12 protein-coding genes are annotated in these 11,973 nt (G+C 58.2%); 9 read left to right on the top strand and 3 right to left on the bottom strand.

Going from position 1 to position 11,973, the window contains the following annotated elements:
* The first annotated feature begins 2 nt into the window (after positions 1-2).
* The 5 genes from PAGR_RS17100 (at position 3) to katG (ending at position 5,651) form a co-directional block, all read left to right on the top strand.
* Entirely contained in the window at positions 3-1,238 is a 1,236-nt protein-coding gene (locus tag PAGR_RS17100; protein WP_014606514.1) for a pyridoxal-phosphate-dependent aminotransferase family protein, read from the top strand.
* Positions 1,235-2,488 (top strand): allantoate amidohydrolase, encoded by a 1,254-nt coding sequence (gene hpxK / locus PAGR_RS17095; RefSeq protein WP_014606513.1) that lies wholly within the window; start codon positions 1,235-1,237, stop codon positions 2,486-2,488. The genes PAGR_RS17100 and hpxK overlap by 4 nt, the downstream gene beginning before the upstream one ends.
* Position 2,489: 1 nt before the next feature.
* Complete coding sequence (uraD, locus tag PAGR_RS17090) at positions 2,490-2,984, top strand: 2-oxo-4-hydroxy-4-carboxy-5-ureidoimidazoline decarboxylase (protein WP_014606512.1); 495 nt, start codon at positions 2,490-2,492, stop codon at positions 2,982-2,984.
* Complete coding sequence (gene uraH / locus PAGR_RS17085; protein ID WP_013024759.1) at positions 2,981-3,316, top strand: hydroxyisourate hydrolase; 336 nt, start codon at positions 2,981-2,983, stop codon at positions 3,314-3,316. The genes uraD and uraH overlap by 4 nt, the downstream gene beginning before the upstream one ends.
* Positions 3,317-3,452: 136 nt before the next feature.
* Entirely contained in the window at positions 3,453-5,651 is a 2,199-nt protein-coding gene (katG, locus tag PAGR_RS17080; RefSeq protein WP_014592998.1) for a catalase/peroxidase HPI, read from the top strand.
* A 36-nt stretch (positions 5,652-5,687) separates the two neighbouring features.
* On the opposite strand, the gene PAGR_RS17075 is transcribed toward katG, so the two are convergent.
* Positions 5,688-6,461 carry an amidohydrolase gene (locus PAGR_RS17075; protein ID WP_014606511.1) on the bottom strand — a complete coding sequence of 258 codons (774 nt, stop codon included), beginning with the start codon at positions 6,459-6,461 and terminating at the stop codon, positions 5,688-5,690.
* Complete coding sequence (locus PAGR_RS17070) at positions 6,449-7,609, bottom strand: pyridoxal phosphate-dependent aminotransferase (RefSeq protein ID WP_014606510.1); 1,161 nt, start codon at positions 7,607-7,609, stop codon at positions 6,449-6,451. Before PAGR_RS17070 ends, PAGR_RS17075 begins: the two co-directional genes overlap by 13 nt.
* Positions 7,610-7,724: 115 nt before the next feature.
* Between PAGR_RS17070 and PAGR_RS17065 the strand changes: the two genes are divergently transcribed.
* Genes PAGR_RS17065 through PAGR_RS17055 form a run of 3 tightly spaced genes read left to right on the top strand, consistent with a single transcriptional unit; the run spans position 7,725 to position 9,563 of the window.
* Positions 7,725-8,339 (top strand): methylthioribulose 1-phosphate dehydratase, encoded by a 615-nt coding sequence (locus PAGR_RS17065; protein WP_014606509.1) that lies wholly within the window; start codon positions 7,725-7,727, stop codon positions 8,337-8,339.
* Positions 8,336-9,019, top strand: coding sequence for an acireductone synthase (gene mtnC / locus PAGR_RS17060; protein WP_014606508.1), 684 nt, complete (start codon positions 8,336-8,338; stop codon positions 9,017-9,019). Before PAGR_RS17065 ends, mtnC begins: the two co-directional genes overlap by 4 nt.
* A 1-nt stretch (position 9,020) precedes the next feature.
* Positions 9,021-9,563, top strand: a complete 543-nt coding sequence (locus PAGR_RS17055) for a 1,2-dihydroxy-3-keto-5-methylthiopentene dioxygenase (protein WP_014606507.1) — start codon at positions 9,021-9,023, stop codon at positions 9,561-9,563.
* A 48-nt stretch (positions 9,564-9,611) separates the two neighbouring features.
* Here PAGR_RS17055 and mtnA read toward each other — a convergent pair whose 3' ends face one another.
* Positions 9,612-10,634 (bottom strand): S-methyl-5-thioribose-1-phosphate isomerase, encoded by a 1,023-nt coding sequence (gene mtnA, locus PAGR_RS17050; protein WP_014593003.1) that lies wholly within the window; start codon positions 10,632-10,634, stop codon positions 9,612-9,614.
* A 137-nt stretch (positions 10,635-10,771) separates the two neighbouring features.
* Between mtnA and mtnK the strand changes: the two genes are divergently transcribed.
* Positions 10,772-11,971 carry an S-methyl-5-thioribose kinase gene (mtnK, locus tag PAGR_RS17045; RefSeq protein WP_014606506.1) on the top strand — a complete coding sequence of 400 codons (1,200 nt, stop codon included), beginning with the start codon at positions 10,772-10,774 and terminating at the stop codon, positions 11,969-11,971.
* The last annotated feature ends 2 nt before the right edge of the window (positions 11,972-11,973 follow it).

The following is an 11,973-nucleotide window of genomic DNA, read 5'->3' as shown; positions in this document are numbered from 1 at the left end:
CTATGGATATCTCTCAATTTCCGCAAATTAATCCTCCTCAGCGTCTGTTAATGGGGCCTGGCCCTATCAATGCCGATCCGCGCGTGCTGCGTGCGATGTCGAGCCAGCTGCTCGGGCAATACGATCCGGCCATGACGCACTATATGAATGAGGTGATGGCGCTGTATCGTGGCGTGTTTCGCACGGAAAACCGCTGGACGTTACTGATTGACGGCACCTCACGCGCTGGTATTGAGGCAATTCTGCTGTCGGCGATTCGCCCCGGCGATAAAGTGCTGGTGCCGGTCTTTGGCCGTTTTGGTCATCTGCTGTGTGAAATTGCCCGCCGCTGCCGTGCCGATGTGCACACGATTGACGTGCCATGGGGCGAGGTCTTTACGCCAGACCAGATTGAAGACGCCATCAAAAAAGTCAAACCGCGCCTGTTGCTGACCGTGCAGGGCGATACCTCGACCACCATGCTGCAGCCGCTGGCTGAGTTGGGTGCCATCTGCAAAAAATATGGCGTGCTGTTCTATACCGATGCGACGGCGTCGCTGGCGGGCAATGCGCTGGAAACCGATGCATGGGGACTGGATGCGGTCTCCGCGGGCATGCAGAAATGCCTGGGCGGCCCGTCCGGAACCTCCCCGATTACGTTGAGCGATGAGATGGCGGCGATAGTCCGCAAGCGCAAATGCGTGGAGCAGGGGATCCGCACCGACGAGCATCAGGATGGTGACGACGAGATGATCTACTCCAACTATTTCGATCTCGGCATGATCATGGACTACTGGGGCCCGGAACGGCTCAATCACCATACTGAAGCCACCAGCGCCCTGTTCGGCGCGCGTGAGTGTGCGCGTCTGATTCTGCAGGAAGGGCTGGACAACGGCATTGCCCGCCACCAGCTTCACGGCGAGGCGATGCTGAAAGGCATTCAGGGAATGGGGCTGGAAACCTTTGGCGATCTCAGTAACAAGATGAGCAATGTCCTGGGCGTGGTGATTCCCCAGGGCGTCAATGGCGATGAAGTGCGTAAGCTCATGCTGGAGGATTTTGGCATTGAGATCGGCACGTCCTTTGGCCCGCTGCATGGCAAAGTGTGGCGCATCGGCACCATGGGTTATAACGCGCGTAAAGACTGCGTGATGCAAACGCTGGCGGCGCTGGAAATGGTCCTGTCCCATGTCGGTTATCGTACGCCACAGGGGGCCGGTTCGCAGGCGGCATGGAACCACTATGGGAGCCATGCATGATGATGAATGCCAGCGAGGCTCAGATTGCCGCTCGGCGCGTGATGGCGCGCTGTGACGCGCTGGCTGAGATCAGTGAAAGCGATCAGGGCCTGACACGGGTTTACCTGTCGCCAGAGCACCTGCGGGCCAATGCGCGCGTGGGCGAATGGATGCAGGCTGCCGGTATGACGGTCTGGCAGGATGAGGTGGGCAATATCTGCGGTCGCTATGAGGCCGCGCAGCCCGGCGCTCCCGCACTGTTATTGGGTTCGCATCTGGACACGGTACGCAACGCCGGCCGCTATGACGGGATGCTGGGCGTGCTGAGCGCCATTGAAACCGTCCAGTGGCTGCACGATCGCCAGCGTCGATTGCCGCTGGCCATTGAAGTCATCGGCTTCGGGGATGAAGAGGGCACGCGCTTTGGCATCACGTTGCTGGGCAGTCGCGGCATTACCGGCACCTGGCCTGACAGCTGGCCGACACATCCTGACGGCAACGGCATCACGGTTTCCCAGGCGATGAGCGACGTGGGGCTGGATGCCAGTCAGATCCAGCGTGCCGCGCGCAACGTCAGCGATATCGTGGCCTATCTGGAGCTGCACATTGAGCAGGGACCTTGCCTGGAGCAGGAAGATCTCGCGCTCGGGGTGGTCACGGCGATCAACGGTGCCCGTCGTCTGAACTGCTGCTTTACGGGCGAGGCGGGCCATGCCGGTACGGTGCCGATGAAGCATCGTAAAGATGCCCTGGCGGCGGCGGCGGAATGGATGGTGTTTATTGAACACACGACGCGCGAACAGCCGGGGCAGTTAGTGGCAACGGTAGGCACGCTCAACTGCGCACCGGGCGCGGTCAACGTCATTCCGGGCGAGGTGAATCTGTCGCTGGATGTGCGCGGGCCCGAAGACGCACCGCTTGAAGCGCTGCTGTCCGCCTTGCTGACCCAGGCGGAAGCCATTGCGCTGCGTCGGGGATTAACCTTCGAATCTCATGAGTATTACCGCATTGCGGCGACGGCCTGCGATGCCGGATTGCAACAGGCGTTGAGCCACGCGGTTGAAACCGTACAGGGGCGCAGCCTGGCCCTGCCCAGTGGCGCAGGCCATGATGCTATCGCAATCGCAGAACGCTGGCCGGTAGGCATGCTGTTTGTGCGTAACCATCGCGGTATCAGCCACCATCCGGCCGAATCGGTCAATGAAGCCGATGTCGCCCCGGCGGTTCAGGCCTATTTGCAGACGATATGTCACCTTGCGGAGCAGCATTAAGATGGATTTAGGCACCTTTAACCAGCTACCGCAAGCCGTCGCTCAGCTTGCGCTCTCGCACTGCGTCGCGATTCCTCGCTGGCAGCAGGCGCTGGTGGCGGCCCGCCCGTTTCACAGCGTTGAGGCCCTGCTGGCTGAGGCACAACGGCTGGCCCAGGCCTGGCAGGAAGACGATCTGAATCAGGCGCTTTCAGCTCATCCGCGCATCGGGGAAAAGGCACAGGGCGACGAGAAGGAAAAACGGTTATCACGCAGCGAACAAGCGGCCATGCAACAGGCAGACGATGCGTTACAGCAGGCGATGGTGCAGGGCAACCAGGCTTATGAGGCGCGCTTTAACCGGGTCTTTTTGATCCGGGCGAAAGGGCGCAGCGCACAGAATATGCTTGATGAACTTACACGGCGGCTGGACAACAGCCCGGAAAGCGAGCGCCAGGAATCTCTGGAACAACTGCGGGAAATCACCCTGCTGCGCCTTAAGGAGAGTTTTTCATGAGCACTATCAGCACCCATATTCTGGATACCGCGCTGGGTAAACCCGCGCCAGGCGTAGCCATGTTGCTGGAACAGCACGGGGCACAAGGGTGGGTAACCTGTGCCCGGGGCATCACGGATAACGATGGTCGCCTGAAGGATCTGACACCCGAGCCGCTTGCGCCGGGACAGTACCGCCTGACGGCCGCGATTGGCGAATACTTCCGCGCAGGCGGACGAGAAACATTGTACGTCAGTGCGCAAATTGATTTTGTGCTGACGGAAAGCGCCAGCCATTATCATCTGCCATTTTTAATCTCGCCCTGGAGCTGGTCTACCTATCGCGGCAGTTAACAGGTGCATCAGGCGCAGCGTTTTTCCGCTGCGCTTGAGAGCTATCGGCTATCAATACCTTCGGCCCATCCGACTATATTCCTGCTAACGCCAGGGTTATCTTAAGGTCAATAATGTGAAGGCAACGGAGCCGATAATGAGCACGCCAAAAGATAATGATGTAGCCGCTTCAGGTAAATGTCCCTTTCATCACGGTAAATCGGAAGAAGAAAGCGTTCTGGCTCGTGGAGCCGGCAGTGGTACCAGCAATCGCGACTGGTGGCCAAACATGTTGCGCGTGGATCTGCTAAACCAGCACTCCAACCGTTCTAATCCCCTCGGCGAAAACTTCAACTACCGCGAAGCGTTCAGCACGTTGGACTACTCCGCACTGAAAGCCGACATCCGGGCGTTGCTCACCGACTCCCAATCCTGGTGGCCAGCCGACTGGGGCACCTACATTGGCCTGTTTATTCGTATGGCGTGGCACAGTGCCGGTACTTACCGCACCGTCGACGGGCGCGGTGGCTCAGGCCGGGGTCAACAGCGTTTCGCCCCACTGAACTCCTGGCCAGATAACGTCAGCCTTGATAAAGCCCGCCGCCTGCTGTGGCCGGTAAAACAAAAATACGGTCAGAAAATTTCCTGGGCCGATCTCTATATCCTCGCCGGCAACGTTTCGCTGGAAAATTCAGGTTTCCGTACCTTTGGTTTTGGTGCCGGTCGTGAAGACGTCTGGGAACCGGATATGGACGTGGATTGGGGTAACGAAACCGAGTGGCTGGCCCATCGCCATCCGGAAAGCCTGGCTAACGCACCGCTGGGCGCGACCGAAATGGGGCTGATCTACGTGAACCCAGAGGGGCCTGAAGCCAGCGGCGATCCCGCTTCTGCCGCGCCAGCGATTCGCGCGACATTCGGCAACATGGGCATGAACGACGAAGAGATCGTGGCGCTGATTGCGGGTGGACATACCCTGGGCAAAACCCATGGTGCCGCCGCCGCGAGTCACGTGGGCGTCGATCCTGAAGCCTCACCTATCGAAGCACAGGGCTTTGGCTGGAACAACAGCCACGGCAGCGGTGTGGGTGCAGATGCGATTACCTCCGGCCTTGAAGTCGTCTGGACGCAAACGCCAACCCAGTGGAGCAACTACTTCTTTGAGAACCTGTTCAAATATGAGTGGGTAAAAACGCACAGCCCGGCGGGTGCGATTCAGTATGAAGCGGTCAACGCTGACGACATTATTCCGGATCCGTTCGATCCTGCGAAAAAGCGCAAACCGACCATGCTGGTGACGGATCTGACGTTACGTTTCGACCCCGAGTTCGAGAAGATTTCTCGCCGCTTCCTGAACGATCCGCAGTCCTTTAACGAAGCCTTTGCCCGCGCCTGGTTTAAGCTGACCCACCGCGATATGGGGCCAAAAGCGCGTTACATCGGTCCGGAAGTGCCAAAGGAAGATTTACTGTGGCAGGATCCGTTACCGCAGCCAACGCATCAGCCGACGGCCGATGATATCAGCGAACTGAAGGCGAAAATCGCTGCATCAGGTTTGACGGTAAGCCAGCTGGTTTCGGCGGCCTGGGCTTCGGCTTCAACCTTCCGTGGTGGCGACAAACGCGGCGGCGCAAACGGTGCCCGTCTGGCGCTGGCGCCCCAGAACAGCTGGGCGGTGAACGCCAGCGTCATTAACGATGTGTTACCGAAACTGCAGCAGATCCAGCAGGAATCCGGTAAAGCTTCATTAGCTGACGTCATTGTCCTGGCGGGCAGCGTCGGCATCGAAATGGCCGCAGCCGCAGCCGGCGTCAGCGCACAGGTGCCCTTTACCCCAGGCCGCGTGGATGCTCGTCAGGATCAAACTGATGTAGAATCCTTTAACGTACTCCAACCGCTGGCAGATGGTTTCCGTAACTATCGTCGCGTACAGGGAGGATCATCCACTGAAACCCTGTTGCTGGATAAGGCGCAGCAACTGACGCTGAGTGCCCCAGAGCTCACCGTCCTGCTGGGTGGCCTGCGTGTCCTGGGCACCAACTTTGACGGCAGCCATCACGGCGTGTTCACCGACCGCGTGGGCGTGCTGAGTAATGATTTCTTTGTGAATCTGCTGGATATGCGCACCGCATGGCGTGCGACCGACGGCAGTGAAGAGATCTTCGAAGGCCGCGATCGTCAGAGCGGAGAAGTGAAGTACAGCGCGACGCGCGCCGATCTGGTGTTCGGTTCCAACGCCATCCTGCGCGCTCTGGCCGAAGTTTATGCCAGCAGCGATGCAAAACAGAAGTTTGTTACCGACTTCGTGGCGGCCTGGACGAAAGTGATGAACCTGGACCGTTTCGACCTGCAGTAAACGCCTGAATCGCCCCCGGCCTGGCCGGGGGCGATTTTATTCTGCCAACGTAAAGCCATCCGCATCGCGCCATGCCGGAAACCGCTCGCGATAAGCCTGCAACTCGGCTAGCGACAGCGACGCCTCAACCTGACCGGCTTTGAACGGCTCGCCCGCCGCCAGAATCTCCCCCTGCGGAGAAATAATTCGACTGTCCCCACTGTACTGATGCTGATTACCATCGCTGCCCACACGGTTGCAGCCTGCTACATATGCCTGATTTTCGATAGCGCGAGCCAGCAGCAGGGCCTGCCAGTGAAGGGCGCGCGCTGCAGGCCAGTTGGCGACATACAGCGCCAGATCGTAGTCATTTTGATTGCGTGAGAACACCGGAAAGCGCAGGTCGTAACAGATTTGCGGCAGAATACGCCAGCCGCGCCACGGAATCACCGTACGCGCCTTGCCCGCAATATAATGCTGCTGTTCATCGGCCATGCGAAACAGATGACGTTTGTCATAATGGTGCAGCGTGCCGTCCGGCTCAACCAGCAGAAAACGGTTTACGGCGCCCTCAGCGGTATGAACGGCGGCGCTGCCGCCCACCAGCGCATTGGTGCGCTTAGCATGGTGCTGTAACCATTCCACGACCTGCGCCTGCGGTAGCGCCGACTGGGCGGCCTCCATGGCAAAACCGGTGGTGAACATTTCGGGCAGAATAATGACATCCCGTTGCGTGAGGTCGGCTAAGATCCGATCGAAATGGCGCAGGTTGGCCTCGCCATCCATCCACGTCAGTGGCTCCTGTAGCAGCGTTATCGCTAAAGTCGACATAACCGCTCCGCTGCCGCATCAAGTGTGGCTTCCTGTTTTGCAAAGCACAGCCGAATCAGTTTGTGCGGGAAAGGCGCCTCGCAGAATACCGACAGCGGAATGGCGGCTACGCCCACTTCACGCGTCAGCCACTGGCAAAAACTGACATCGTCCAGGTCCGAAATGGCACTGTAGTCCGCCAGCAGGAAGTAGGTGCCTTCACAGGGCAACAGGTGAAAACGACTGCTGCGCAAGGCCTGTATCAGTCGGTCACGGCGCGCGCGATAAAACTCGGGCAGTTCACGATAGTGTTCGGGATGCTGGCGCAGCATATCGGCAATCGCCAGTTGCGCAGGCGTGTTGACTGAAAACGTCAGGTACTGATGGATCTTACGGATCTCGGCGCTAATGGCCGCCGGTGCCACGCAGTAACCGACTTTCCAGCCCGTCATATGAAAGGTTTTGCCAAAGGATGACACCGCCACCGCACGTTGACGCAGCTCAGGATGCGCCAGCACGCTGGCATGACCCTCCTGTGCAAAGCAGATGTGCTCATAGACTTCATCGCTCAGTACGTAGATTTCCCGGTCGGCGACAGCCTGCCATAACGCGGCATAGTCCGCGTGATGCCAGACGCTGGCCGAGGGATTATGCGGCGTGTTTAAGATGACCAGGCGGGTTTTGTCGCTTAGCAGCGCGGAGAACGCAGGCCAGTCAACCGTAAACAACGGTGGCTGCAAGGTGAGGCGTTTCAGTGTGCCGCCCGCCAGCTGTACCGCGGGCGCATAGCTGTCGTAACTGGGATCGAAACAGATGACCTCGTCACCGGGCCGCACCAGGGCGGTGATGGCGGCATACAGGGCTTCAGTAGCCCCTGCCGTCACGGTGATATCGCTGTTCACATCGGGCCGATAGCCATAGATCGCGGCGGTTTTATCCGCAATGGCTTCGCGAAGCGGCTGTGCGCCGGTCATGGGTGCGTACTGATTCGCGCCCTGACTGACGTGGTAAGCCAGCCTTTCCTGCAGGTAAGACGGACCATCAAAATCCGGAAATCCCTGAGAAAGATTAATCGCATTATGCTGCTGTGCCAGCGTGCTCATTTGCGTGAATATGGTGGTGCCGAGTGCAGGCAGCTTGCTCTCGGGCGTCAGGTTGGACTGCGTCATGATTAGGTAGCCTTACGCGCAAAAACGGTAGCGGAAAAACCCTTAGTTGATGCCACTATAAACAGGATGCTAGTATTTGGCAATCAAGACGCTTAGACGGCTAAAAGGAACGATGATGTCCGATTCTTCTGCAGTAGATCAGCTGGTGCAAGCCTGTCACTGGATAGGCGCGAAGGGCTGGGCACCGGCCACCGGTGGCAATATGTCGGTGCGCCAGGATGCACATGTTTGCCTGCTGAGTGAGTCGGGCAAAGACAAAGGCAGCCTGACGCGGGATGATTTTATTCAGGTCCACATTGCCACTAATCTGGCCCCCTCGGGCCGTAAGCCTTCGGCAGAAACCGCGCTGCACACGCTGATTTACCGTCTGTTCCCGGAGGCGGGCGCGGTACTGCACACGCACACAGTCAATTCCACGGTGCTGTCGCGGGTCGAGCAGGGCGCCGCCGTGCTGCTCTACGGCTATGAGATGCAAAAGTCGCTGAGCGGGCAAACGACCCACGATGCTACCGTGGCGATTCCCCTGTTTGACAACAGTCAGGATGTGGCGGCGCTGGCGTCAGAGATCGAGGATTATGCCGCCCGTTTTCCCCTGCGCTATGGCTTTCTGCTGCGCGGACACGGCCTGACCTGCTGGGGCAAAGACGTCGCTGAAGCCCGTCGTCATCTTGAAGGTCTGGAATTTTTATTTGAATGCGAGCGCCAACGTCGCCTGCTGGAGAAAGCATGATAAAGGCCATTGTTACCGATATTGAAGGGACCACCAGCGATATCCGCTTTGTACATAACGTTTTGTTTCCCTATGCCCGAGCGCATCTGGCTGATTATGTTCGCGAGAATCAGACGCAGACTGAGGTGCAACAGGCGCTAAACGCCGTGCGTACCGAAGCGGGGCAACCCGATGCCGATACAAACGAGGTCATCGCTATTCTGTTTTCATACATGGATGCGGATCGCAAATCGACCGGCCTGAAGGCGTTGCAGGGAATGATTTGGCGCGAGGGCTACCTGAGCGGCCGCTTTACCGGGCACCTTTATCCTGATGTGCTGCCCGCGCTTACGGCCTGGCACGCGCAAGGCATTAAATTATATATATATTCCTCTGGCTCGGTTGCCGCGCAGAAATTGTTATTTGGCTACAGCGACGAAGGTGATATTACTGGTTTGTTCAGCGGCTATTTTGATACCCACGTGGGCGCCAAGCGTGAGAAGACGTCGTATCAGAACATCGCTGCGCAAACGGGCTTGCCGGCCGAACAACTGCTGTTTCTTTCTGATATTCATCAGGAGCTGGACGCAGCAGAGCAAGCCGGCTGGCACACGCTGCAGCTGATTCGTGACGCGGCAGATGATGACAGCCATCATCGTCAGGTCGCCGATTTTTCCCAGATTAACCCGGAGTCGATTTGAGATGAGTGCACTGACCATTTTTAGCGATAGCGATCCCAGCCAGCCGATATGGCACAGCACCGATGCTGAGGCGATTCGCGCGCGGCTGAATGCCAAAGACGTCCGTTTTGAACGCTGGCAGGCCGACCGCGATCTGGGCGAAAACCCGGATGCGGAAACGGTCATCAACGCCTATCAGCATGCCATCGACCGGCTGGTGGCCGAAAAAGGCTATCAGAGCTGGGATGTGATTAGCATGCGTGCCGATAACCCGCAGAAGGACGTTCTGCGCCAGAAGTTTCTGTCGGAACACACGCACGGCGAAGATGAAGTGCGCTTCTTTGTCGAGGGTGCGGGGCTGTTTTGTCTGCATCTGGACGGTGAAATTTTGCAGATCCTGTGCGAAAAGAACGATCTGATCTCGGTGCCCGCCGGCACGCCGCACTGGTTTGATATGGGATCGTCCCCGCACTTCACCGCGATTCGCATTTTTGATAATCAGGAAGGCTGGATCGCCAATTTCACCGGCGACAAGATTGCCGATGCCTATCCGCGCCTCGCGTAATCACGGCGCATTCTGCGGGCGGCTGACGCAATATGCCGCCCGTCCTGCTTACTGTGGCTGGAAGATGCCAGCGGCAACCTGAGCCGGTGCGATCACGCCGGTATCCAGCACCCAACCGCTGATCAGCGCTGCAGGCGTAACATCAAAGGCGGGATTGTAGACCTGCGCCTCTTCAGGGGCCCACTGCACGCTGCCGAAGCTTCCGGACACACCGGTGACTTCACTGGCGGCACGCTGTTCAATAGGAATGGCCGCACCCGTCGGGCAGAGCCGATCCAACGTGGTATGCGGGGCCGCAACGTAGAACGGAATACCGTGATAGTGCGCTAACACCGCCAGGCTGTAGGTGCCGATTTTGTTCGCTACGTCACCATTGGCGGCGATACGGTCCGCGCCCACCCAGATAGCGTCCACGTTGCCCGCAGCCATCAGGCTGGCGGCCATCGAATCGGTGATCAACTGGTAAGGCACGCCGAGTTCGCCGAGTTCCCAGGCGGTTAAGCGCCCGCCCTGCAACAGGGGACGCGTTTCATCGACCCAAACATTTCGGACCTTGCCCTCTTGATGCGCGCGCGCGATAACGCCCAAGGCTGTGCCGACGCCTGCGGTCGCCAGGCCGCCTGTATTGCAGTGGGTTAACAGCTGGCTGCCGGGTTTGACCAGCGAGCTTCCGGCTTCGGCGATGCGATCGCAGAGCTGTTTATCCTCCTGTACCAGCCGCAAGGCTTCTTCTGCCAGGCTCGTCACCCTGTCTGGCTGCTCCAGCGCCTGTTTCATACGATCGAGGTTATTCATCAGGTTGACCGCGGTCGGGCGGGCGGCCCGCAATATTTCCAGCGACTGTGCCAGCTGCTCGCGCGTTTCACCCTGTTCCGCTAGCAGTGCCAGCAGCAGGGATGCAGACAGGCCAATTAACGGCGCACCGCGCACCCGCAGCGCATGAATATGTTCAACCAACTGCGCGACCGAATGGGCAGGCAGCCAGTTCTTTTGCTGGGGCAGGGCCTGCTGATCCAGTATCCAGAGCTGGTTGTTACGAACCTGTAAGCTGGTAGTTTGGAATGTCTGCATTGTTGGTGAAATCCATGTTGCGTTAATAGCGGATATTGTGCCAACATGCTTAACGGATGTATAGACGTCTGAACGGCTTATTACGAAAGATTAATCAGGTCCGGCTTGCACCGGCGTTTGTTGATGAGGAAAGGTCAATGTCGCAATACCGTACGTTCACTGCAGCCGATGCTGTGGAATATGCCAAAACGTTTGGCGGCATGGATGATCCTTCTGTTCTAAGCAGCGCGGAAGAGATTGGCGATGGTAACCTCAATCTGGTCTTTAAAATTTACGACAACCAGGGTAAAAGCCGCGTGGTAGTCAAACAGGCGCTGCCCTATGTTCGCTGCGTCGGCGAATCGTGGCCGTTAACCCTGGATCGTGCGCGTATCGAAGCGCAAACGCTGGTTGAGCACTACAAATATTGCCCCCAGCACACGGTTAAGGTTACGCATTACGATGCGGATCTGGCGGTGATGGTGATGGAAGATCTTTCCAGCCACCGCATCTGGCGCAGTGAGCTGGTGAAAGGCGCCTACTACCCTGAAGCGCCGCGTCAGCTCGGTGAATATCTGGCGCAGACGCTGTTTCACACCTCAGACTTTATTCTGCACCCGCATCACAAGAAAGCCGAGGTGGCGCGCTTTATCAACCCTGAGCTGTGCGAAATCACCGAAGATCTGTTCTTTAACGATCCCTACACTGACCACGAGCGCAACAGCTATCCTGACGCGCTGGAGCCGCTGGTCGCATCCCTCCGCACTGACGACGCGTTGCGTATTGCTGTGGCCGGGCTCAAACACGTTTTCTTCAGCCATGCCGAGGCGTTACTGCATGGGGATATCCACAGCGGCTCGATTTTTGTGGCTGACGGCAGCTTAAAAGCGATTGATGCCGAGTTTGGTTATTTTGGACCCATCGGCTTTGACGTGGGCACCGCGCTGGGTAACCTGCTGATCAACTACTGTGGTTTACCGGGCCTGTTGCCTCCCCGCGAAGCCGTTGATGCCCGTGAGCAGCGCCTTAGCGACGTGCGTGATGTCTGGAATACCTTTGCGACGCGCTTCCTGGCGCTGGCAGAAAGTCACACCCAGGATGTGGCCATGGCGTATCCGGGTTATGCACAGGCGTTTCTGCGCAAAGTCTGGGCGGATACCATTGGCTTTTGTGGAACGGAGTTGATCCGTCGAACGGTGGGCATGTCGCACGTGGCGGACATGAAGCTGATTCGGGATGATGAAATGCGCACCGATTGTATTCGCAATGCGATTACCTTAGGCCGCACCCTGATTCTGGCCGCCGGGCACGTGGACGATGTCGAGGCATTGATTGCCCGCATTCGTCAGGCAGGATAAAA

The organism is Pantoea ananatis PA13, from assembly GCF_000233595.1.
Lineage (GTDB): Bacteria > Pseudomonadota > Gammaproteobacteria > Enterobacterales > Enterobacteriaceae > Pantoea > Pantoea ananatis.
This window is presented reverse-complemented; position numbering and strand designations above follow the sequence as displayed.